The sequence below is a fragment of the Caenispirillum salinarum genome (assembly GCF_044803115.1).
GTDB lineage: Bacteria > Pseudomonadota > Alphaproteobacteria > Rhodospirillales > Rhodospirillaceae > Caenispirillum > Caenispirillum salinarum_A.
Genome location: NZ_CP085224.1, coordinates 4,446,272 through 4,468,609, shown reverse-complemented (window position 1 = coordinate 4,468,609; position 22,338 = coordinate 4,446,272). Strand labels below are relative to the sequence as shown.

The window sequence follows — 22,338 nt, the reverse complement described above, 5'->3', positions numbered from 1 at the left end:
TCAATCAAAGATACGCAAACATCTTGTTCAGGCTGCCGCCCTAAACCCCCATCAACCCCCGCGCGAAGTCCTCCGCCTTGAACGGGCGGAGGTCTTCTGCCGTTTCGCCCACGCCAATGCTGTGCACCGGCAGGCCGAATTTGTCGGCTAGGGCCACCACCACGCCGCCCTTGGCCGTGCCGTCCAGTTTGGTCATCACCAGGCCGGTCACGTTGACCATGTCCTTGAACACCTCCACCTGGTTGTGGGCGTTCTGGCCCACCGTGGCGTCCAGGACCAGCAGGGTCGAGTGGGGGGCGGCGGGGTCGATTTTTTTCAGCACGCGGACGATCTTCTGAAGCTCGTCCATCAGGCCCTTCTTGTTCTGAAGGCGGCCGGCCGTGTCGATCATCAGCACGTCCGTCCCCGCCTTCAGCGCCTCCTGATAGGCGTCATAGGCCAGGCCCGCCGCGTCGGCGCCGGTGTCGCGGGAAATCACGGGCGTGTTTGTGCGGTCGCCCCAGACCTTCAGCTGCTCCACGGCGGCGGCGCGGAAGGTGTCGCCGGCGGCCAGCATCACCGACAGCCCCTGCTCCTGGTACTGGCGGGCCATCTTGCCGATGGTGGTCGTCTTGCCCGAGCCGTTGACGCCCACCACCAGCACCACATGGGGCTTGAGCGCGCGGTCGATCTCCAGCGGGCGGGCGACGGGCTCCAGGATTTCGGCGATGTCCTCGGCGAAGGCCTTGCGGATTTCCTCGCCGGTGATGTCCTTGCCGAACCGCTCCTTCGCCAGCGACGCCACCAGCTTGGCCGAGGTGCTCACCCCCAGGTCGGCGGTGATGAGCAGGTCCTCCAGGTCCTCCAGCGCCTCGTCGTCCAGGCGGCGCTTGGTGAACAGGCCGGTGATGCCCTCCGTCAGCTTGCTCGACGACCGCGAGAGGCCGTCGCGCAGGCGGGCGAACCAGCTTTTCTTCTGGCGCTGCGGCTCGTCCGACGGCGGGGCGGGAACGGCCTCGGCCTCGGCAATGGCGGCGGCGCGGTCCTGCTCGGCCTCGTCCTCCAGGGCGGCCGTCTCGTCGGCGTCGGGCTCGCCTTCCGCCGGGCGGGCGGGCGCGGCGTCGTAGCCCTGGAAGGCATCGGGCGCCGGCGCGGGAGCGTGCGGCAGAGGCTCCTCCACTGCGTCCGGTCCGGGCTCCTCCTCGGCCTCGGCGCGGGCGGCGGCGGCCTCGATGCCCTCGCCGACGCGGCGGGCGACCTCTCCGGCCGGCGGCTCCGCGGCCTCGGGCGCCTCGCGCGGTGCGACGGGCGGCGCGGCGGGCTCCATGTCGAGCAGACGGCGGCCTTCCGGCTCCGGCTCCGGCTCCGGCTCCGGCTCTGCCTCGGGCAGATCGGGTGTGCCTTCCGCCGGCTGATCGTGGGGGGCGGTGTCGGGCGTCTGGTCGTGGCGGACTTCCGGGGCCTCTGCGGGCGCGCCGGCCTCGCGAGCCTCCGTTTCGGGCGTTTCCGGCGTCTCCGGGCGTTCCTCGCCGCGCTTGAACAGGCGGGAGAAGAACCCCCGCTTCTTCGACTTGGTCTCGGGCGCGTCGGGGGCGTTCGGGTCGTCGGTCACGCGGTCACCTCGGCTGTCATGGTCTCGCCGTCCACCCCGGTCAGGCGCACGGGCACGATCTCGCCCACCGCCGCCGTCTCGGGCAGGCGCACGGGAATGTAGTGGTCGCTGTGGCCCTTGCCGGGCTCCTCCACCAGCACCGTCGTCTCGGTGCCGACGCGGGAGCGCAGGTAGGCCGCCATGGCCGCGCGGCCGACCTCCCGCAGCCGCGCGGCGCGGGCCTTCACCACGTCTCCGGGCAGGCCGGGGATGCGCGCGGCCGGCGTGCCGGGGCGGGAGGAATAGGGGAAGACGTGCAGGTGCGTCAGCCTCGCCTCCTCCACCAGCGCGACGGAGTTGGCGAAGTGCTCGTCCGTCTCCGTCGGGAAGCCGGCGATGATGTCGGCGCCGAACACCGCGTCGGGGCGGATGGCGCGGATGCGGTCGGTCAGCGCGATGACGTCGGCGCGCAGGTGGCGGCGCTTCATGCGCTTGAGGATCAGGTCATCGCCCGCCTGGGCCGACAGGTGGAAGTGCGGCATGAGGCGCGGTTCGCGGCCGATCAGTTCCAGCAGGTCGTCGTCCACCTCCACCGGGTCCAGGCTGGTGAGGCGCAGGCGCGGCAGTTCCGGCACGTTGGCGAGCAGCCGGCGCACCATCTGCCCCAGCGGCGGCTGTCCCGGCAGGTCGGCGCCATAGGCGGTGATGTCGACGCCCGTCAGCACCACCTCGCAGTAGCCGTTTTCCACCAGCGCGCGGACCTGTTCGGTGATGCGGCCCATGGGCACGCTGCGGTTGGGACCGCGGGCGTAGGGAATGATGCAGAAGGTGCAGCGGTGGTCGCAGCCCTGCTGCACCTGGACGAAGGCGCGGGTGTGGCCCTCGAAGCCGGCCAGCAGGTGCTCGGCGGTTTCGCGCACCGTCATGATGTCGTCGACCAGGATCTGCTGGTTGAGGCCGGGGGCGTAGCTTTCGGCCTTCAGCTTTTCCGCGTTGCCCAGGACGCGGTCGACCTCGGGCATGCCGGACCACAGGTCCTTGTCCAGTTGGACGGCGCAGCCGGTGACGATGATCTTGGCGTGCGGGTTCTCGCGGCGCAGACGACGCACGGCCTGGCGGGCCTGGCGCTCGGCCTCCTTGGTGACCGCGCAGGTGTTGACGATGACGGCATCGCCAAGACCGGCGGCGCGGGCGTGGTCGCGCATCACCTCGGATTCATAGGTGTTCATGCGGCACCCGAAGGTGACGACGCGCGGATCGATCGGCTTCTGCATGGTCATGGGGCGGCCTGAAGCGGGCTCAGCAATGCGGCATCGACGGTGCCGGAGAAGGACATGGCGACGGGGCCGGTCATCAGCACATGGCCGTCGGCCTCGCGCCATTCGATGACCAGCGGGCCGCCGTCGAGCGTGACGGTCACGCGGCGGTCGGAAAGCCCCCGGCGCACGGCGGCGACGGCCACGGCGCAGGCGCCCGAGCCGCAGGCCTGGGTGATGCCGGCGGCGCGCTCCCACACCCGCATGCGCAGGTGGGCGCGGTCGAGGATCTGCACCACTTCGACGTTGGTGCGCTCGGGGAACAGGGGGTGGCGCTCCACCTGCGGGCCGAGGTGGGGCAGGTCGATGGAGGCGACGGCGGGCACGAAGAACACCGCGTGCGGATTGCCCATGTTCACGCCGACGGGGCGCGAGAGCGGGCCGACGGTGAGGTCGATGGACAGCGTGTCCTGCTCCTCCGCCAGCGGGATGGCGGACCAGTCCAGGCGCGGCTCGCCCATGTCGACGGTCACCTGCCCGTCGACCTCGCGCCAGGCGGTCAGCAGACCGGCGGCGGTGCGGATGGCGACGGTGTCCTTGCCGGTCTCGCGCATGAGGATGTCGGCGACGCAACGGGTGGCGTTGCCGCAGGCGCCGGCGGCGCTGCCGTCATCGCCGTTGAAGATGCCCATGACGGCGTCGGCGGCCGGGTCGTCGGCGGCGGGCGGCTCGATGGTGATGAACTGGTCGCAGCCCACCCCGGTCCGCCGATGGCTGATGGCGGCGATGGTTTCGGCGGGCAGCGGACGCGCGTCGGCGCGCCGGTCCACGATGACGAAATCGTTGCCCAGCCCGTGCATTTTAAGGAAGTGAAGCGGCGCCGTATTCATGGCCGATTTATAGGGCGCAGCGGGGCCCGAGTCCAGGGGGCGCCCCCTCACCCATCATGGCCGGACCGGGCGCCGCCGCGCAGGGCCTGGAGGTGGTCGGGCCAGCGGTCCTTCAGGAAGGCCACCACCGCGTGGATCTCGCGGTTGGTCAGGACGTCGCGGAAGGGCGGCATGCGGTCGCGGGCGGGGTCGCCGTGGACGGCGGCGCCGCCGTCGCGGATGATGCGGACCAGATAGGCATCCGTGGAGTCGGGTGGCGGCCCCTCGACGGCCAGCGGCGGCGGGGCGACGCCGCCGATCACCGGCCGCCAGCCCGGCGGCTCGTCGATGCCAGACCCGTGGCAGGCGGCGCAGTTCCGGGCATACAGGCGCCCGCCCTCGGCCACCGCCTGCGGGGTGACGGAAACGCGGGTATCGGCCAGCAGGCGGCCCGTGTCCGAAAGCCAGAAAATGGTGGCGGCGGCCACGCCCAGCGCGGCCGTCAGCAGCAGGGGAATCCTCACGGCTCGACCTCCCTTGCCCGAGCACGGTCAGGGGCGGAAGTCTACCCCGTGTCGCACTGCACCAGGAAGCCACCCAAAAAGGTAGGGGTATTCGGCGCCCGGACTGCGCGGCATGTCAGGCCGACCAGCTGATGAACAGGCCGGCGTCGCCGGGGATGCCGCCGGGGATGTCGTCGGGAAAATCCACGATGGGCGGATCGTTGACCATGGCGGCCTCCCGTCGGTGCCTCTCGTTGCCCTGCGTCGGCCTGTCTAGCAGCAGCGGCGGCGGAGCAGGCCCGCGCTCAAGAGGAGGCTGCCATGTCCTCCTCCAGGTCCTCGGGGCTGCCGGCGTCGACCACGCGGGTGGCCGTGTCGAAGGAGAAGCCGGCGCGCGCCATGGCGGCCAGTTCCTTCATGCGGCGCTCCTCGGGCGGCAGGGACTTGGCGGAAAGGCTGGGGCGCCGGAAGGGGCCGAAGCCGCGCCGGCGGGCGAGTGCGACGGCCGCCGCCATGTCCGGGTCGCCGCCGACGTCCTCGCGCAGCTCGTCGACGGCGGCATCCACATGCTCCGCCGCGACGCCCTTGGCGGCCAGCTTGGCGCGGATGGCGCGCTCCGGCCCGCCCTGGCGGTTGATGGAGCGCGCCCGCATGGCGGCGTAGGCGCCGTCGTCCAGCAGCCCGGCGCGCTGGTAGCGCTCGATCAGCGCGTCGACCCAGGCCGCACCTTCCTCGGGGTCGGTGTCGTGGGCGCTCGCCGACAGCATCACCTTGCGCATGAGCACCCGCCGCAGGTTCGCCGCGCTGGAGGCGAAGCGCTCCAGGTAATGGAGCGCGCTGTTCTCCAGGTATTCCGGCGAGACCTTGCGGGGCTGCTTGCGCGTGCGGCCATTTCGTTCCGCCCGACGGGGCCGTTTGGGCTCCGGGCCGGGCGGCGGGGTGCATTCTTCGTCCATGGGGCCTATGTTAGCGCCCTTGCCACAGGATTCCACGCCGAACGCCATGCCAGAGCCAGGAGACATCCCCGTGTCGTCGTCGCAATCGCGCGCGCAGACCCGCACCACCGCCAGCTTCCCGCCCCGCCCGCGCCAGATGGGCGCCGTCAATTGGCGCGGCACGTGGGAGCTGTACCTGAAGGAGGTGCGGCGGTTCCTCAAGGTCTACCTGCAGACCGTGGCCGCGCCCATCGTGACGACGCTGCTGTTCCTGGCGATCTTCAGCCTGGCGCTGGGCCGCAGCGTGCCGGAAAGCTACCACGTCAGCTTCATCGAGTTCCTGGCGCCGGGCCTCATCATCATGGCGATGGTGCAGAACGCGTTCGCCAACACGTCGTCGTCGCTGACCATTTCCAAGGTCCAGGGCAACATCGTCGACATCCTCATGCCGCCGCTTTCGGCCGGGGAGCTGACGGCCGGCTTCGCGCTCGGCGGCATGTCGCGGGGGCTTGTGGTGGGTGCGGTGGTGACGCCGGTGATGGGCCTGTTCGTGGACCTGCACCTGCACAACCTGTTCTTCATCCTGTACCACGGCATCATGGCGTCGCTGATGCTGAGCCTGCTGGGCGTCATCGGCGGCATCTGGGCCGACAAGTTCGACCACATCGCGGCGGTGACCAACTTCGTCATCACGCCGCTGTCGTTCCTGTCGGGCACCTTCTACACCATCGACCGCCTGCCGGAGAACATGCAGTTCCTGGCGCACGTGAACCCGTTCTTCTACATGATCGACGGCTTCCGCTACGGCTTCATCGGCCACGACGACGCCCTGCCGGGCATCGGCATCGCCGTAGTGGGCGGCACGAACCTGGTGCTGCTGGCGGTGGCCTACACGATGTTCAAGACGGGATACAAGCTGAAGGCGTGAGGCGTAAACACGATCTGCCCGCAGAAGTTGATCCGCATGGAGATCAGTGGCAAATAATTTCGGCCGCTCGTGGCGAATGAGTGGCCGCGGCCACATATCGATCGTGAGGACATTGTGCCGGCGGAACACGTTCCCGCGGACTGTTTTCTGCACCAGATGGAAAAGGATGTCCGCAGGGGCGAACGGCGCTGGCGCAGTGAGTGCGGAAATCGGCTTTTTACGTGGGACGGACTTCATGGCGAAGTCGAAGTCTTCAACAAGCGCGGACGCCACCTCGGCACCATGGATGTCCACGGCCGGTTTATCAAAGACGCCGTCAGAGGGAGGACGACTGATGTCTGGCGACGCCCGCTTCATCGACAGGGTCCTTCGCGGCGAGGTTTCAGTGTCGGCGATCGACGACTTCGTGGATGCCTGGCACGATTCGGACTCGCCGCTGACCCTCCGCGAATACCTCGGGCTGACCGAGGCGGAGTACGAGACGTGGCTCAAGACGCCCGACCGGCTGGACACGATCCTCGCCGCCCGACGCGCCGCTGAATAGCCCCCGCCACCCTCTCTTGACAAACCGCTTGCCAGGCCGGATAGTCCACCGCTTTCCGAGGGGCATTGCGCCTTGCAACCGCCCCCGTTTTCAAGGCCCGGAAAGCGCATGACCATTCCCGCCCTGATGCCCACCTACGCCCGCATGGACGTCGCCTTCGAGCGCGGCGAGGGCGCCTGGCTGTTCGACGCCGACGGCCGCAAGTATCTGGACTTCGGCACCGGCATCGCCGTCTCGGCGCTCGGGCACAGCCATCCGCGACTGGTCAAGGCGATCCAGGAGCAGGCGGCGAAGGTCATCCATACCTCCAACCTCTACCGCGTTCCGGGGCAGGAAGCGGCGGCGGAAAAGCTGGTCGCCAACACCTTCGCCGACACCGTCTTCTTCGGCAACTCGGGCGCGGAGGCGCTGGAGCTGGCGCTGAAGATCGCGCGGCGCTTCCACCAGTCGCAGGGCGTGGACAAGCATCGCGTCATCGTCGCCCGCAACGCCTTCCACGGCCGCACGCTGGCGACCATCGCCGCCGGCGGGCAGGAAAAGCACCTGGCGGGCTTCGGCCCCATGGTGGAGGGCTTCGACCGCGTGCCCTTCGGCAACATGAACGAGGCCCGCAACGCCGTCACCGAACAGACCGCCGCCGTCCTGGTGGAGCCGGTGCAGGGCGAGGGCGGCATCGTGCCCGCCGACGCCGAGTACCTGCGCGGCCTTCGCGCCATGTGCGACGAATACGGCCTCTTGCTCATGTTCGACGAGGTGCAGACCGGCAACGGCCGCACCGGCAAGCTCTACGCCCACCAGTGGACCGGCATGGCGCCCGATGTCATGGCGACGGCCAAGGGCCTGGGCGGCGGCTTCCCCGTCGGCGCCGTTCTGGCGACCGAGCGCGCGGCGTCCTGCATGACCGCCGGCACCCACGGCACCACCTACGGCGGCAATCCGCTCGCCATGGCCGCCGTCAACGCCGTGCTGGACGAGGTTCTGGCGCCCGGCTTCCTGGAAAACGTCCAGGCCACCGCCGCGTACCTGCGGGAGACGCTGGAGGCGCTGGCCGTCGAACACCCCGGCATCATCGCCGAGGTGCGCGGGCTTGGCCTCATGATCGGCCTGAAGATGGCCGAGGGCGTGGCCAACACCGACTTCGTCGGCCGGGCGCTGAAGGCTGGCCTGCTCGTCGTTCCGGCGGGCGACAACGTGGTGCGGCTTCTGCCGCCGCTCATCATCGGCACGGCCGAGGCCGACGCCGCCGTCGACATCCTGTCCCGGGTCTGCAAGGACACGGCCCCGGCAAGCTGACAAAGCGAGATCACCTCCCATGACCGGCTCCGCGCCCAAGCACTTCCTCGACCTGCACACACACGGTTCCGCCGACCTTCGGGCCATCCTGGACCTGGCGGCCGAGTACAAGCGCGGCGCGGTGATGGCGGAGAAGCGCCGTCCGCTGGAGGGCAAGACGCTCGCCATGATCTTCGAGAAGCCCTCGACGCGCACCCGCGTCAGCTTCGAGGTGGGCGCCAAGCAATTGGGCGGCGACGTGGTGATCCTGGACGGAAACGGCAGCCAGCTCGGCCGGGGCGAGACCATCGCCGACACGGCCCGCGTGCTGTCGCGCTACTGCGACATGATCATGATCCGCACCGATGATCCGGCCAAGCTCGAGGAAATGGCGCGTCACGCGACCGTGCCCGTCATCAACGGCCTGACCGACGACAGCCACCCGTGCCAGATCATGGCCGACGTGATGACCTTCGAGGAGCACAAGGGCTCCATCGCCGGCAAGGTCGTTTGCTGGTCGGGCGACGGCAACAACGTCGCCGCCTCGTGGATCGAGGCCGCCGCCCAGTTCGGTTTCGAGATGCGCGTTGCCTGCCCGGAAAACCGCGAGCCCGATGCGCGCGTTGTCCAGTGGGCACGGGAGAAGGGCGCGACCATCGTCATCGGCCGCGACCCGAAAAAGCTGGCCGAGGGCGCGGACTGCGTTGTGACCGATACCTGGGTGTCCATGCACGAGGACGGGGCGAACCTGCACAACATCTTCCGTCCCTACCAGGTGAACGCGGCCCTGATGGGGCACGCCAAGGCCGACGCCCTGTTCATGCACTGCCTGCCCGCCCACCGCGAGGAGGAGGTGACCTCCGAGGTCATCGACGGTCCCCGGTCGGTGGTGTGGGACGAGGCCGAAAACCGCCTTCATGCGCAAAAAGGAATCCTTGTTTGGTGTCTGACGCAGTCGTGACCGACCAGATCGTCCCGTTCATGATCGACCACGGCGCCTTTCGCGGGCGCCTGGTTCGTCTGGACGACACCGTCTCCACCATCGTCTCCCGCCACAACTACCCCGAGCCCGTCGCGCTCATGCTGGCGGAAACGGCGGTGCTGGCCGTGGTGCTGGCCGACAGCCTGAAGTACGACGGCATTTTCACCCTGCAATCGCGGTCCGACGGGCCGATCTCGCAGATTGTGGTGGACGTCACCAGCGGCGGCGATGTGCGCGGCGTCGCCCATTTCGACGAGGCGCGCCTGAATGCCGCCGTCGAGAAAGCCGGCGGCATCGCGGCTCTGGGCGACCGGGTGCCGGCGCTGATGGGGTCCGGCTACCTGGCGTTCACCGTGGACCAGGGGCCGGAGACGGACCGCTACCAGGGCATCACCGAACTGACGGGTGCGACGCTCGCCGACTGCGCCCACGCCTACTTCCGCCAGTCCGAGCAGCTGGAGACCGCCATCAAGATGGCGACGGTGCACGAGGGCGGCCGCTGGCGCGCCGCCGGGCTCATGCTCCAGCGCATGCCCCTGCCTTCGGGCGCGCACCTTTCGGCCGAGGACGAGGAGACGGTGGAGGACGCCTGGCGGACCGGCGTCGTGCTCATGGGCAGCGTGACCAACGAGGAGCTGCTGGCCCCGGACCTGCCGCCGACCGACGTGCTGCGCCGCCTGTTCCACAGCGAGGGCCTGAAGGCCTACGACGCCCGCCACCCGCACTTCGGCTGCCGTTGCTCGCGCGAGCGGGTGGTGACGGCGCTGTCCCAGTTCCCGCGCGCCGAACTGGAGACCATGAAGACGGATGCCGGCGTGGTCGAGGTCTCGTGCGAGTTCTGTAACGAGCACTACCCCTTCACGGACGCCGACCTGGACGCCATGGACGCGGACAAGGCGCCCAAGCAGTAGCGCCCCGGCGAAGGGCTGCCGGCCGCGCCGCCCGCCCTTGACCGGCCATGATCGCGTGCGACAATGCGCGGACCGTAACCACTGCCAGGGATCGTCCCTTCATGAGCCTCGCCCGCCTCGCCCATCCGCTGCGTGCCTTCGCCCTCGTGCTGGCCGGCGTTCTCGCGCTGGCCGCCTGCACCACGCCGGAGCCCGTGCCGGAGTTCAAGGACCTGCGCTTCACCAACAAGGGGCCCATCACCTTCCGGGCCGACGAGAAGGTGATCCTGTCGGACTTCGAGCCCAGCTTCCAGACGCCGTTCGTGGAGCACCTGATGCCCCTGCCGCCGGAGCGCGCCCTGCGCACCTGGGCGGAGGACCGGCTGGCGGTGACCGGCACGGGCGGCGCGGCCGACGGCTCGCTCCGCACCCTGCGCTTCGTCATCCGGGATGCTTCGGTGCGCGAGGAACGGCTGGAGACCGAGGAAGGCATCCGCGGCTTCCTGACCGACCAGCAGGCCTGGAAGTACACCGCACACGTGGTGGCCGAGGTTCAGGTGCTGAGCGATCGCGACGTGCTGGCGACCGCCAGCACCGAGGCCTATCGGTCCAAGACGCTCGGCGAGAAGGCCAGCCTGAACGAGCGCGAGGAGATGTGGTATTCGCTGGTCACCGCGCTGATGCAGGATTTCGACGCCGCCATGGCGCAGAACATCCGCACGCACCTGAACGACTTCACCGTCAACCGCTGAGGCCGCGGGCCGCGGCGACGCGGACCGCAAGGCCCGCCAGCGCCGCCAACCCCAGTCCAACGGCCACCGCCGTCATCCCCAGCAGGTCGTGGGTGACGGCGGAGGCGGCCAGCCATGCCACCGGCACGGGCACGGCCAGCGCCGCCCACCCGCCACGCACCAGCGACAGCACCGCCAGCGTTCCGGCCGCCGTGGCGTCGGGCGCGATGCCGAAGGGGGCGGCGCGCATCCACTGCCCGCCCAGAAGCGGATAGACAAGCGGCAGGACCAGCACCGCCGCCGCCAGCAGGACCCAGGCGGCTCCGGCCGCGGCGTCGCGCCGGTCGGTGCGCGGGCGCCGGCCGGTGACCGCCAGGGCCAGCAGCAGGGCGCCCTCTGCCAGGAAGGCATACCCCGCCCAGGGCGCGGCCCAGTTGATGGTGGCGTAGCGCTGAATGAGAAAGACCCATCCGGTCCACAGCCAGCCGGCGCCGGTCAGCGCCAGAAGCAGGCGCCCGTGCCAGCCCCGCCGCCCGCGCATGAGCCACAGGCACGCCAGGCCCGCCAGCCCCGCGATGATCGGCAGGGGCCAGTGGGCCTGGTTGGTCAGGGTGAACAGCCGGACGTAGGTTTCCCGCGAGAACAACAGCATGTCCCGTAGCGAGTAGCCGAGAAGGTCCTCCATGCGGGCTCCGTGGCTGGTCGGAAGGCGGGGTGACGGGGCTTATGATGATAACGCGCGCCGGCCGCCGCCGCTTCGCCGGTGTTTGCGGGCATCACGCGCCGATCCGCCCCCGCGCCGTCTTCCAGAAGCCGAAGAAGCCCGCCGTCGCCAGCGGCCAGAGGTCCGCGTCCCAGGCGCGGCGGGGGCGGGCGAGGCGGATGTCGGCGGCGGCCAGTGCCGGTTCCAGGGCATCCAGAACCTCTCGCGCCGGGCCGACGGGCGCATAGGGCGCCACCACCTGCCGCGCGCCGTGCTCGCGCGCCCAGGACACCACCGCCGCCGGATCGCGCGGCAGGTAGCGGCCGAGGAAGCCCAGCCGGTCGAGCGCGTTCCCCAGCGCGCCCTGCGTGAAGCCGCGCACCCCGGCTGCCACCGGCAATGGCGAGCGCGCCGCGGCACAGGGCATGGCGGCGGCGGCGCGGATGTCGAGCCCTGGCGGCAGCAGGTCTTCGGGGTGCAGGTCCTCCTCCGTCAGCAGCAGGGCCGAGGGCTGCGACAGGTCGATCGGCGTCGGCTCGGGCGGCGGCACGGGCCTCGGGTTTCCGGCATCGCCCGCCGGCGGTTCGGCCGTGTCCGCGAGGCCCCGCGGATCGAAGCGGCCGTCGGTGTAGCGGCGGATGTTGTCGGGCCGCGCCAGGTAGGCCTTGCCCGGCGTGTGCAGCCCCGCGACCCAGCGCCACGACAGGGTGTTCGACGCCGGATCGCCGTCCAGCAGATGGCGCAGGAACAGGTCGGCGCCCAGCTCCCACGGCAGCCGGAGGGTGAAGACCCAGATGCTGGCCGTCCACATGCGGGCGTGGTTGTGCAGGTATCCGGTCTCGGCCAGTTCCACCATCCAGGCGTCGAAGCAGTCGATGCCGGTGCGGCCGGCGGCGGCGGCCTCGACACGCTCCATCACGGCGCGGTCGCGGGCCAGCGCGGCGACGCGGCGGCGGGTGCGGCGCCAGACCTCGGGCCGCAGTTCCAGCCAGCCCTTCCAGTAGGTGCGCCAGAGCACTTCCTGCATGAACTTCTCGGCCGTCTGCGGGCCGTGGCGCTTCAGCACCGCGCCCACCACCTCGTCCTCGGTCAGCAGGCGGTGGCGCAGATAGGGAGAGAGCATGGAAACCGGAGCGTGCCGGCCGGGGCCGCGGTCGTAGTTGCGGCCGGCGGCATAGGCGCGGCCGGCGCGCGGCAGCATGTCCGCAAGGCGGCGCAGCCCCTCGGCCCGCGTCGGCTCGGGCAGGGGCAGGGCGGGGTCGTAGGGCATGGGGCGACTCCGGCAGTGGGATCGCTCCTCCTACGCCGCGGGCCGCGGCTCCGGATCAGAGCATGTCCCGCAGCCGGTGCCACGCCATCGCCAGCACCAGGGCCGGGGTGCGGAACATGGTACCGCCGGGGAAGGGCATGTGGGGGATCTTCGCCAGCAGATCGAAGCGCTCCGCCTGACCGGCGACGGCCTCGGCCATCAGCTTCCCGGCCAGGCTGGTCAGGGCCACGCCGTGGCCGGAGAAGCCCTGCGCATACAGCACGTTGGGCGCCAGGCGGCCGAAATCGGGCAGGCGGTTGGCGGTGATGGCGACGTAGCCGCCCCAGGCGTAGTCCACCTTCACGTCGTCGAGCTGCGGGAAGTACTTCAGCATGGTCTTGCGCATGGCCTCGCCGACGCTGGCCGGCTCGATCCGCGAATAGCTGACGCGCCCGCCGAACAGCATCCGGTGGTCGGCGGAGCGGCGGAAGTAGTTGAGGACGAACAGGATGTCCGCCACGGCCTCGTTGTTGGGGATCAGCTTGGTGGCGCGGTTCTCGCCCAGCGGCTCGGTGGCGACGATGTAGGTGCCCACGGGCATGATGTTGGTGCCGAGCTTGCGCTCCTTCTCCCACAGGTAGGCATTGCCCGCGAGGATGACGTGGTTGGCGCGAATGCTGCCGCGCGAGGTGTGGATGGTGGCGGGGTCGCCGGCATCCCACCCCGTCATGGGCGTGTCCTCGTGGATGACGACGCCCGCGTCCAGGCAGGCGCGCGCCAGGCCCAGCGTGTAGTTGAGCGGGTGAAGGTGGCCGCCCTTGGGGTCCAGCAGGCCGCAGACGTAGGTCTCGCTGTCCACGCGCGCCCGCACCGCATGGCGATCAAGATACTGGACGCCGTCGTAGCCGTAGCGGTCCCACTCCTCGGCCAGGTCCTGCAGTTCCTCGCAGTGGCGCGGCTTGACGCCGACGTGAAGGTGCCCGTCCACCAGATCGCAGTCGATGGCATGGCGGCGGGTGCGCTCGCGCACCAGGTCGACGGCCTCCACGCTCATGTTCCACATGCGCTGGGCCTCTTCCGGGCCGACGTACTTCTCCACCTTGTGCATGTCGGCGGCATAGCCCGCGATGAGCTGCCCGCCCGACCGGCCGGAGGCGCCGAAGCCGATGCGGTTGGCCTCGATGAGCATGACCTTGTAGCCGCGTTCCGCCAGGTGCAGGGCCGCCGAGCAGCCGGTCATGCCGCCGCCGACCACGCAGACGTCCACCTTGGCATCGCCCTCCAGCGGCGGCTGGTCCGTGAAGGCGGTGGCGGAGGCGGCGTAATAGGACTTGGCGTGCGGTTCGGCCATGGGAATTGTCCGTCGTTTGCAGCGGCTGCGCGGGGTGGGACTCGGAAGAAGGGGTGGTTCTCTTCGGTAGGCCGGGGCGGCGGGACTGTCAAGGCGGTGTAAAGTTTCGCCGTACTGAAAGCTCTGCGGCAGCGCCGCATGTCAGGCGCGATTTCCGCCAACAACCCGTTGAGGAACAGAGGTTTTGCGGTGCAGAAGGCGGGGCGGCGGCAAATTCCGGGTTTGCGGCGGGCGTGGGATGTGTTCAAAATACTCATCAAGCGTTCTCCCGCACCCCTGGATGCAAGGAGCCTCCATGACCGCCCTGTCGGCCTCCAACCGCACCACCGCAGAGTGGAAGAAGATCGACTCCGCCCACCACCTGCACCCCTTCACCGACTTCAAGGGCCTGAGCGACGAGGGCGGCGCGCGCCTGATCGTGCGGGCGGAAGGCCCGTACCTCTACGACAGCGAGGGCACCAAGATCCTCGACGGCATGGCCGGGCTGTGGTGCGTCAACGTGGGGTACGGCCGCAAGGAACTGGCCGAGGCTGCCTATGCCCAGATGCAGGAGCTGCCGTACTACAACACCTTCTTCAAGACCACCACCATGCCGGCGACGGAGCTTGCCCGCCAGTTGGTGGAACTGACGCCCGAAGGCCTGAACCACGCCTTCTTCGCCGGCTCGGGGTCCGAGGCCAACGACACCGTCATCCGCATGGTGCGCCGCTATTGGGCGCTGGAAGGCCAGCCACAGCGACAGGTCATCATCGGCCGGCGCAACGGCTATCACGGCTCCACGCTCGCCGCCCTGTCGCTGGGGGGCATGTCGGCCATGCACACGCAGTCGGGCGTGCTGCCGGGGTTTGCCCATATCGAGCCGCCGCACTGGTTCCAGCTGGGCTACCACGAGGACCCGGACGAGTTCGGTGTCAAGGCGGCCGGCTGGCTCGAGGACAAGATCCAGGAAGTCGGCCCCGATTCGGTGGCGGCCTTCATCGCCGAGCCCATCCAGGGTGCGGGCGGGCTGGTCTACCCGCCCGCGACCTACTGGGCGGAAATCCAGCGCATCTGCGACAAGTACGACATCCTGCTGATCGTCGACGAGGTCATCTGCGGCTTCGGGCGCACCGGCAACTGGTTCGGCAGCCAGACCTTCGACATCAAGCCCGACCTGATGCCGCTGGCCAAGGGCATGTCCTCGGGCTACCAGCCCATCGCGGCCGTCATGGTGGGCGACCGCGTCGCCGATACGCTGATCGCCAAGGGCGGGGAGTTCTTCCACGGCTACACCTATTCCGGTCATCCGGTGGCTTGCGCGGTGGCGCTGGAAAACATCCGCATCCTGCGTGACGAGGGCATTGTCGACCGTGTCGGCTCCGACACCGGGCCCTACTTCCAGAAGCGCCTGCGCGAGCTGGCCGACCACCCCATCGTCGGCGAGGTGCGCGGCATCGGCATGATCGCGGGCATCGAGCTGATCCGCGACAAGGCCCGCCACGAGTTCTTCAACGATGTCGGCAAGGTGGGCACCATCGCCCGCGACCACAGCTTCGCGGGCGGCCTCATCATGCGTGCGGTCTATGACACGCTGGTGCTGTCGCCGCCGCTGATCCTGACCCACGCCCACATCGACGAGCTGGTGGAGAAGGTCCGCCTGGTTCTCGACAAGACGGCGCACGACACCGGCGTCACGGTCTGAGCCTGACGCCCCTTCCGTCCCGCCCTCCACCGGCCGGAGCGGCGGGACGGTGTAAAACAAAATGAACGGCCGGATGAACAGGTACAATGCCCTTGGCCGGCGACAGACCGGCAGGGGCGGGAGGCTTCACCACATAAACCGGGAGACCAGCCCCATGACCCATTCCCTCGACACCGCCTTCCCGCGAAGACCCGCCCCGGACGCATGACCGCCCGTGCCGGCATGACATCATGTCACTTGCCGGGCGGCGAAGTTTGCTGCAAAGACTGACGGTTGGACAATGGCTTGCGCCAAAGCCGCCCGAGGCCGCATCGGCGCGGCGGGCCGGTGTCCAGCGTGCCGGCCGGCACCAGGCCCGGCCGCCATCCGAACGCGAGGAGGCTTTTGACGATGCGACAGTTTACCCGATCCCTGATCGCCGGAACCGCCATGGCCGTAGTCATGGCCGGGGGCGCCGTCGCCCAGGAGGAAAAGGTCCTCAACGTCTACAACTGGTCCGACTACATCGCCGAGGACACGATCGCCAACTTCGAGAAGGAGACGGGGATCAAGGTCAACTACGACGTCTACGACAGCAACGAGATGCTGGAGGCCAAGCTGCTGGCCGGCAACTCGGGCTATGACGTCATCGTGCCGACGTCGACCTTCCTCGCCCGCTTCGTGCAGGGCGACATCGTGCAGCCGCTGGACAAGTCCAAGATCCCCAACTGGGACAACCTGGACGAAGACCTGATGAAGGGCCTCCAGGCCGCCGATCCGGGCAACGAGCACGCCGCCATCTACCAGTGGGGCACCAACGGCTACGGCTACATTCCGTCGAAGGTGGAAGCCGCGCTGGGCGCCGACGCGCCGACCGACAGCTGGGACCTGATCTTCGATCCGGCCAACGCCGAGAAGCTGGCGGAATGCGGCATCTACGTGCTGGACAGCCCGTCCGAAATCTTCCCCGTCACCATGGAATACCTGGGGCACCCCTTCAACACCGACGACCCGGCCCACTACGAGGAAGCCGAGGCGCTGTGGATGAAGATTCGCCCCTACATCAAGAAGTTCCACTCCAGCGAATACATCAACGCGCTGGCCAACGGCGATGCCTGCGTCGCCATGGGCTTCTCCGGCGACATCTTCCAGGCGAAGTATCGCGCCGAGGAAGCCGGCAAGGACTTCACGGTGGAATACACCATTCCGAAGGAAGGCACGGCCATGTGGTTCGACACGCTGGCGATCCCCGCCGACGCGCCGCACCCGGACAACGCCCACACCTTCATCAACTACATCCTCCAGCCGGAGGTGATCGGCGCCATCACCGACTACGTGGCCTATGCCAACGCCGTGCCGGCGTCGGAGGAATACGTGTCGGATGAAATCTGGAACGACCCGGCCATCTTCCCGACCGCAGAGGTCAAGGAGAAGCTGTTCGTCGACACGCCGGCGGGCCAGAAGCTGGACCGCCTGCGCACCCGGACCTGGAACAAGATCAAGACCGGCCGGTAAATTAAGCGGATCGGGGGGCGCCTCGGCTTCGGCCGGCGCCCCCTTTTTCCTGATACAGCCTTTCGTCCCGCGTTGTGAGTGCCCGACCCATGACCACACTGGCTGCGGCGACCCGCACCCGTACCAAACCCATCATCCAGATCCAGGACGTGGTGAAGAAGTTCGGCGACTTCACCGCCGTCAACGGGGTGTCGCTGACCATCAACCAGGGCGAATTGTTCTCGCTGCTGGGCGGGTCGGGCTGCGGCAAGTCCACCCTGCTGCGCATGATCGCGGGGTTCGAGCAGCCGACATCCGGCCGCATCCTCATTGACGGCCAGGACATCGGCGGCCTCGCGCCCTATGAGCGGCCGGTGAACATGATGTTCCAGTCCTACGCCCTGTTCCCCCACATGACGGTGGAGCAGAACATCGCCTTCGGGCTCAAGCAGGACGGGCTGCCCAGGGCGGAGGTCAACCGCCGCGTGGCGGAAATGCTGGAACTGGTGGAACTGGGCCGGTTTGCCAAGCGCAAGCCGCAGCAGTTGTCCGGCGGCCAGCGCCAGCGCGTGGCCCTTGCCCGCAGCCTCGCCAAGCGCCCCAAGGTGCTGCTGCTGGACGAGCCCCTGTCCGCGCTCGACAAGAAACTGCGCGAGCGCACCCAGCTGGAACTGGTCGACATCCAGGAGGAACTGGACGTCACCTTCGTCATGGTCACCCACGACCAGGAGGAGGCCATGACCATGTCCACGCGCGTCGCCGTCATGGACGCGGGCGAGATCATCCAGATCGACAACCCCCACGCCATGTACGAGTACCCCAACTCCCGCTTCGTGGCGGAGTTCTTCGGCACCGTGAACATGTTCGAGGGCGTGCTGGACGAGGACGAGGCCGACTACGTCACCATCCAGAGCCCCGAAATTTCCAGCCGCATCTACGTCAGCCACGGCATCGCCGCCCGTCAGGGGCAGACGGTGTGGGTGGCGGTGCGGCCCGAGAAGGTCTTCATCGGCAAGGACAGGCCCGCCGCGACGGACAACGTCGGAGAGGGCAAGGTGACGGATATCGTGTATCTGGGCGGCATCTCCACCTACATGGTGACGCTGGACACCGGCAAGATGGTGCGGGTGACCGTGCCCAACGTCACCCGCCAAGCCCAGGCCGACATCACCTGGGAGGACCGGGTGTGGATCCATTGGAACCCGGACAGCAGCGTGGTGGTGACGCAATGACCCACGTCCGACCCGAGGAAGCCCCGCGCGAGCCGGGCGCCGTGGGCGTGCCGGAGGCCGAGCAGGGCGTGCGCGCCCGCCGCATGACCGGGCACCTTTCCCGGTGGATGTCGAAACGGCTGCGCATCGGCGGCCGGGGGCTGGTGATCGCCATTCCCTACGTGTGGCTGCTGCTGTTCTTCCTGCTGCCCTTCGCCATCGTCTTCAAGATCAGCTTCGCCGAATACCGCCTGGGCCTGCCGCCCTACACCGCGCTGGTGGAATGGGCGGAAGGAACGTACCTGCGCATCCAGCTCGCCATCGGCAACTACCAGTTCCTGCTGGAAGACCCGCTGTACGTGGAGGCCTACCTGGGCAGTCTGAAGATGGCGACGGTGTCGACCATCCTGACCCTGCTGGTGGGCTACCCCATGGCCTACGCCATCGCCAAGGCCAGGCCGTCGACCCGCAACATGCTGCTTTTGCTGGTGATCCTGCCCTTCTGGACGTCGTTCCTGATCCGCGTCTACGCCTGGGTCGGGATTCTCAAGAGCAACGGCCTGCTGAACAATTTCCTGATGTGGACCGGCCTCATCAACGAGCCGCTGCCGCTGCTCTACAACGAGTTCTCGGTCTACCTCGGCATCACCTACAGCTACCTGCCGTTCATGATCCTGCCGCTGTACGCCAACCTGGAGAAGCTGGACCGGTCCCTGCTGGAGGCCGCCGCCGACCTGGGCGCCAAGCCCTGGAAGGCCTTCCTGACGGTGACGCTGCCGCTGTCTGTGCCGGGCATCGTGGCGGGCTCGCTGCTGGTGTTCATTCCGGCGGTGGGTGAGTTCGTCATCCCCGACCTCTTGGGCGGGCCGGAAACGCTGATGATCGGCCGCGTCCTGTGGTCGGAATTCTTCAACAACCGCGATTGGCCGGTGGCGTCGGCCGTCGCCATCGCCATGCTGGTGCTGCTGGTGGTGCCCATCATGATCTTCCAGCACTATCAGGCGCGCGACGCGAAGAAGGAGTCCTGAGCCATGGGCCGCAACCGCTCCTTCTTCCTGCTGACAGCGCTCGGGCTCGGCTTTGCGTTCCTCTACGTGCCGATCCTGCTGCTCATCATCTACAGCTTCAACGAGAACCGGCTGGTGACGGTGTGGTCCGGGTTCTCGACGAAGTGGTACCTGGAGCTGTTCCAGGACGACAACATCCTGGACGCCGCCTGGGTCTCGCTTCGGGTGGCGGTGTTCTCGGCGACCATCGCGACCATCCTGGGCACCATCGCCGGCATGGTGATGGCGCGCTTCAGGCGGTTCCGGGGGCGCACGCTGTTCTCGGGCATGCTGTCGGCCCCGCTGGTCATGCCCGAGGTCATCACCGGCCTGTCGCTGCTGCTGCTGTTCGTGGCGCTGGAGCAGGCCATCGGCATTCCGGCCGGGCGGGGGGTGTCGACCATCACCATCGCGCATTCCACCTTCACCATGGCCTTCGTGGCGGTCATCATCCAGTCGCGCCTGGCGCAGATGGACGAGAGCGTGGAGGAAGCCGCCCTCGACCTGGGCGCGCGGCCGGCAAAGGTGTTCTTCGCCATCACCCTGCCGATCATTTCCCCGGCGCTGGTGGCCGGCTGGCTGCTGGCCTTCACCATGTCGCTGGACGACCTGGTGGTGGCGAGCTTTACCTCCGGCCCGGCGTCCACGACGCTGCCCATGGTGGTGTTCTCCAGCGTGCGGCTGGGCGTGAGCCCCAAGATCAATGCGCTCGCGACCCTGCTGGTGCTGGTGGCGGCCCTGACGATCCTGCTCGCCGCGTGGTTCATGCGCCGTCAGGAAGCCCTGCGCGACAAGGCGGCCGCGGCGGCCGCGGCGGAGGAGGAGCGGTTCTGACGATCCGCGGTGGTACGGCGCGGCCTGATGGCGGGCCGGCCGATCCGCTGCCTCCGACCGCTCCGTAGGGCGGGCTTACGTTCGCAGCAACGGAGGTCCGTCATGTCCGAAATCTTCATCCTCGCCATGGTGACCCTGCTGATCGGCATCGCCTACGGCGCGTTCCAGCTTCAGCGCATGCGCAAGGCGAAGAAGCGCAACGAGACAGAGGTCCTGCACGAGAACTACAAGGAGCGGCCGCGCCGCTTCAAATGACGGCGGTTCTCAGTCAGGCATGCCGGCCATCGCCCGCACGTCCGCCGGCGTCCGGCCCGCCTCCCGCAGCGCGCGGAGCGTCCGGCTCTTGTCGCGCTTGGCGAGGCGGCGGCCCGTCTCGGGGTCGGTGAGCAGGCCGTGGTGGTGGTACTCCGGCACGGGCAGGCTCAGCAGCGCCTGCAACAGCCGGTGGATGTGCGTCGCCTCGAACAGGTCCTGCCCGCGCGTCACCAGTGTCACGCCCTGCAATGCGTCGTCGTGGGTGACGGCGAGGTGATAGCTGGTCGGCGTGTCCTTGCGCGCCAGCACCACGTCACCGAACATCTGCGGCCGTGCCTGCTGCGGTCCCGCAGCCCGGTCATGCCACGTCAGCGGCCCGGTCTGCTCCACCGCGCGCGCCATGTCCAGCCGCAGGGCGAAGGACCGGCCCGCGGCGCGCAAGGTGCGGCGGTCCTCGGGTGCCAGGGCGCGGCAGGTGCCGGGGTAGAGCACGCCGTCGGGGCCGTGCGGGGCGCTGGGGCTGCGGGCGACCTCGGCCTGGATCTCCTTGCGGGTGCAGAAGCAGGGGTAGAGCAGCCCCATGGCCTCCAGCCGCTCCAGCGCGTCGGCGTACTGGTCGAAGTGCTGCGACTGGCGGCGCACGGGCTCTTCCCACTCCAGGCCCAGCCAGCGCAGATCCTCCAGCACCGCCGTTTCGTATTCAGAACGGCAGCGGCCCTTGTCGATGTCCTCGATGCGCAGCAGGAAGCGCCCGCCGGCCTCCCGCGCCTGTCGAAACGAGAACAGCGCAGAGTGCGCGTGACCCAGGTGCAAGTGTCCGGTGGGGGACGGCGCGAATCGAGTAACCGTTTGAAAGGTCTTGTTGTTTTCCGGCGTGTTTGGCGATTTCATAAAACGGTATCGTCTTGCTTGGCAGGAACTCTGATACTGAGTACCATATCTTGTGTCTAAACACCCGGACAGCGGGGTAGACCTTGAACGCGATACTGGACAGAAGCCCGGCTTTGGTTCTGAACGCGGATTTTCGGCCCTTGAGCTATTATCCGCTGTCGCTCTGGCCGTGGCAGGAGGCCATCAAGGCGGTGTTCCTTGGGCGGGTGAGCGTCGTGCATGAATATGACGACGCCATCATCCACAGTCCACGCATGGAGTTGAAGCTTCCCAGCGTGATCGCCCTGAAGGAATACGCGCCCACCCATCGAAGGCCGGCCTTCACCCGGTTCAACGTGTTCCTTCGCGATCATTTCACCTGCCAGTACTGCGGTCGGCGCTTTCCCACCCACGACCTGACTTTCGACCACGTGATCCCGCGCTGCCGGGGCGGGCGGACAAACTGGCTGAACGTGGTCACGGCCTGCGGGGCCTGCAACCTGCGGAAGGGCAGCAAGCTTCCCAAGGACTGCGGCATGCCCCTGATCCGCGAGCCCTTCCGCCCCAATGCCTTCCAGCTTCAGGACATCGGCCGCCGCTTCCCGCCCAACTACCTGCACGAAAGCTGGCGCGACTTTCTGTACTGGGATTCCGAACTGGAGGAATGACCGACCGCCCCGGCCGCTGGCCGGGTTTTTTGTGGCCGGACGACGGCGGGCAGGCCGGCGGTCACTCACTCCGTCCGCGCTTCCTCGGGCGTCATGGTCTTCAGTTGCAGGGCGTGGATGCGCTCCTGCAACTCCTCCTTCAGCGTGTCGAACACCATGCGCTGGCGCTGCACCCGGCTCTTGCCCTCGAAGGCGTCCGAGACGATGGCGACGCGGAAATGCGTTTCGCCGCCGCCGTCGATGGGCGCATGGCCGTCGCCCTGGCCCTGGTCCTTCAGCGCCGCGATGCGGTCGGCGTGGCCGGCGTGCTTGTGGCTGTCGTCCTTGATCTCCAGCGTGACGGGGGCGAAGGCGTCGGTCAGCTTGCGCTCCATGCGCTCGCGGATGGTGGGCATCGGTGCGTCTCTCCGTGGGCCGGGAAAAGGACAATCGGGGCCTGAGGGTGGGGTGCGGGCGGGGCGGCGTCAAGCGCCTGGAAGCGGGCGTCCGGCCCGGCCATCAGGCCGGTTGCCTCATC

The 22,338-nt window shown here is 68.7% G+C and carries 23 protein-coding genes and 1 pseudogene; 14 read left to right on the top strand and 10 right to left on the bottom strand.

Going from position 1 to position 22,338, the window contains the following annotated elements:
* Positions 1 to 40: 40 nt before the first annotated feature.
* The 5 genes from ftsY to LG334_RS20625 all read right to left on the bottom strand — a co-directional run bounded on the left by ftsY (position 41) and on the right by LG334_RS20625 (position 5,154).
* A complete protein-coding gene (gene ftsY / locus LG334_RS20645; RefSeq protein ID WP_404381060.1) occupies positions 41 to 1,591 on the bottom strand; it encodes a signal recognition particle-docking protein FtsY in 1,551 nt (516 codons plus the stop codon).
* The gene (gene mtaB / locus LG334_RS20640; protein WP_404381058.1) at positions 1,588 to 2,850 is read right to left on the bottom strand and encodes a tRNA (N(6)-L-threonylcarbamoyladenosine(37)-C(2))-methylthiotransferase MtaB; all 1,263 of its coding nucleotides are present in this window, start codon (positions 2,848 to 2,850) and stop codon (positions 1,588 to 1,590) included. Before mtaB ends, ftsY begins: the two co-directional genes overlap by 4 nt.
* Positions 2,847 to 3,716: a diaminopimelate epimerase gene (dapF, locus tag LG334_RS20635; protein ID WP_404381056.1), complete on the bottom strand. Its 870-nt coding sequence runs from the start codon at positions 3,714 to 3,716 to the stop codon at positions 2,847 to 2,849. The genes mtaB and dapF overlap by 4 nt, the downstream gene beginning before the upstream one ends.
* Before the next feature lie 47 nt (positions 3,717 to 3,763).
* Positions 3,764 to 4,219, bottom strand: coding sequence for a c-type cytochrome (locus LG334_RS20630; protein ID WP_404381054.1), 456 nt, complete (start codon positions 4,217 to 4,219; stop codon positions 3,764 to 3,766).
* Between the two features lie 284 nt (positions 4,220 to 4,503).
* Positions 4,504 to 5,154, bottom strand: a complete 651-nt coding sequence (locus LG334_RS20625) for a regulatory protein RecX (RefSeq protein ID WP_404381052.1) — start codon at positions 5,152 to 5,154, stop codon at positions 4,504 to 4,506.
* A gap of 70 nt (positions 5,155 to 5,224) precedes the next feature.
* Here LG334_RS20625 and LG334_RS20620 point away from each other — a divergent pair, with 70 nt between their 5' ends.
* The 7 genes and pseudogenes from LG334_RS20620 to LG334_RS20590 all read left to right on the top strand — a co-directional run bounded on the left by LG334_RS20620 (position 5,225) and on the right by LG334_RS20590 (position 10,501).
* Positions 5,225 to 6,061 (top strand): ABC transporter permease, encoded by an 837-nt coding sequence (locus tag LG334_RS20620; protein ID WP_404381050.1) that lies wholly within the window; start codon positions 5,225 to 5,227, stop codon positions 6,059 to 6,061.
* A 156-nt stretch (positions 6,062 to 6,217) separates the two neighbouring features.
* Positions 6,218 to 6,331 (top strand): annotated as a pseudogene (locus tag LG334_RS20615) (colicin E3/pyocin S6 family cytotoxin); the annotation flags it as partial.
* 64 nt (positions 6,332 to 6,395) lie between these two features.
* Positions 6,396 to 6,605: a hypothetical protein gene (locus tag LG334_RS20610; RefSeq protein WP_404386458.1), complete on the top strand. Its 210-nt coding sequence runs from the start codon at positions 6,396 to 6,398 to the stop codon at positions 6,603 to 6,605.
* Positions 6,606 to 6,713: 108 nt separating this feature from the next.
* Entirely contained in the window at positions 6,714 to 7,898 is a 1,185-nt protein-coding gene (locus LG334_RS20605) for an aspartate aminotransferase family protein (protein ID WP_404381048.1), read from the top strand.
* Positions 7,899 to 7,917: 19 nt separating this feature from the next.
* The gene (argF, locus tag LG334_RS20600) at positions 7,918 to 8,838 is read left to right on the top strand and encodes an ornithine carbamoyltransferase (protein WP_404381046.1); all 921 of its coding nucleotides are present in this window, start codon (positions 7,918 to 7,920) and stop codon (positions 8,836 to 8,838) included.
* Positions 8,820 to 9,770: an Hsp33 family molecular chaperone HslO gene (locus LG334_RS20595; protein WP_404381044.1), complete on the top strand. Its 951-nt coding sequence runs from the start codon at positions 8,820 to 8,822 to the stop codon at positions 9,768 to 9,770. The genes argF and LG334_RS20595 overlap by 19 nt, the downstream gene beginning before the upstream one ends.
* A 101-nt stretch (positions 9,771 to 9,871) precedes the next feature.
* Entirely contained in the window at positions 9,872 to 10,501 is a 630-nt protein-coding gene (locus LG334_RS20590) for a hypothetical protein (protein ID WP_404381042.1), read from the top strand.
* Here the strand turns inward: LG334_RS20590 and LG334_RS20585 are convergent.
* The 3 genes from LG334_RS20585 to LG334_RS20575 all read right to left on the bottom strand — a co-directional run bounded on the left by LG334_RS20585 (position 10,491) and on the right by LG334_RS20575 (position 13,783).
* On the bottom strand, positions 10,491 to 11,165 hold the full coding sequence (locus LG334_RS20585; protein WP_404381040.1) for a DUF6064 family protein: 675 nt from the start codon (positions 11,163 to 11,165) through the stop codon (positions 10,491 to 10,493). The two genes, LG334_RS20590 and LG334_RS20585, sit on opposite strands and share 11 nt — an antisense overlap.
* 91 nt (positions 11,166 to 11,256) lie before the next feature.
* Positions 11,257 to 12,453, bottom strand: coding sequence for an FAD-binding domain-containing protein (locus LG334_RS20580; RefSeq protein WP_404381038.1), 1,197 nt, complete (start codon positions 12,451 to 12,453; stop codon positions 11,257 to 11,259).
* A gap of 55 nt (positions 12,454 to 12,508) precedes the next feature.
* The gene (locus LG334_RS20575) at positions 12,509 to 13,783 is read right to left on the bottom strand and encodes an NAD(P)/FAD-dependent oxidoreductase (RefSeq protein WP_404381036.1); all 1,275 of its coding nucleotides are present in this window, start codon (positions 13,781 to 13,783) and stop codon (positions 12,509 to 12,511) included.
* 295 nt (positions 13,784 to 14,078) lie between these two features.
* Here LG334_RS20575 and LG334_RS20570 point away from each other — a divergent pair, with 295 nt between their 5' ends.
* The 6 genes from LG334_RS20570 (at position 14,079) to LG334_RS20545 (ending at position 20,283) form a co-directional block, all read left to right on the top strand.
* The gene (locus LG334_RS20570) at positions 14,079 to 15,464 is read left to right on the top strand and encodes an aspartate aminotransferase family protein (RefSeq protein ID WP_404381034.1); all 1,386 of its coding nucleotides are present in this window, start codon (positions 14,079 to 14,081) and stop codon (positions 15,462 to 15,464) included.
* 390 nt (positions 15,465 to 15,854) lie between these two features.
* Entirely contained in the window at positions 15,855 to 16,958 is a 1,104-nt protein-coding gene (locus LG334_RS20565; RefSeq protein WP_404381032.1) for a polyamine ABC transporter substrate-binding protein, read from the top strand.
* Between the two features lie 89 nt (positions 16,959 to 17,047).
* A complete protein-coding gene (locus LG334_RS20560) occupies positions 17,048 to 18,169 on the top strand; it encodes an ABC transporter ATP-binding protein (protein WP_404381030.1) in 1,122 nt (373 codons plus the stop codon).
* Complete coding sequence (locus LG334_RS20555; RefSeq protein WP_404381029.1) at positions 18,166 to 19,176, top strand: ABC transporter permease subunit; 1,011 nt, start codon at positions 18,166 to 18,168, stop codon at positions 19,174 to 19,176. Before LG334_RS20560 ends, LG334_RS20555 begins: the two co-directional genes overlap by 4 nt.
* Positions 19,177 to 19,179: 3 nt before the next feature.
* Complete coding sequence (locus LG334_RS20550) at positions 19,180 to 20,028, top strand: ABC transporter permease subunit (RefSeq protein ID WP_404381027.1); 849 nt, start codon at positions 19,180 to 19,182, stop codon at positions 20,026 to 20,028.
* 102 nt (positions 20,029 to 20,130) lie between these two features.
* Positions 20,131 to 20,283 (top strand): hypothetical protein, encoded by a 153-nt coding sequence (locus LG334_RS20545; RefSeq protein WP_404381025.1) that lies wholly within the window; start codon positions 20,131 to 20,133, stop codon positions 20,281 to 20,283.
* Between the two features lie 9 nt (positions 20,284 to 20,292).
* Here LG334_RS20545 and gluQRS read toward each other — a convergent pair whose 3' ends face one another.
* Positions 20,293 to 21,174, bottom strand: a complete 882-nt coding sequence (gene gluQRS / locus LG334_RS20540) for a tRNA glutamyl-Q(34) synthetase GluQRS (protein WP_404381023.1) — start codon at positions 21,172 to 21,174, stop codon at positions 20,293 to 20,295.
* A 140-nt stretch (positions 21,175 to 21,314) separates the two neighbouring features.
* Here gluQRS and LG334_RS20535 point away from each other — a divergent pair, with 140 nt between their 5' ends.
* On the top strand, positions 21,315 to 21,821 hold the full coding sequence (locus LG334_RS20535; RefSeq protein WP_404381022.1) for an HNH endonuclease: 507 nt from the start codon (positions 21,315 to 21,317) through the stop codon (positions 21,819 to 21,821).
* A 65-nt stretch (positions 21,822 to 21,886) separates the two neighbouring features.
* On the opposite strand, the gene LG334_RS20530 is transcribed toward LG334_RS20535, so the two are convergent.
* Complete coding sequence (locus tag LG334_RS20530; protein WP_404381020.1) at positions 21,887 to 22,216, bottom strand: BolA family protein; 330 nt, start codon at positions 22,214 to 22,216, stop codon at positions 21,887 to 21,889.
* Positions 22,217 to 22,338 lie beyond the last annotated feature (122 nt).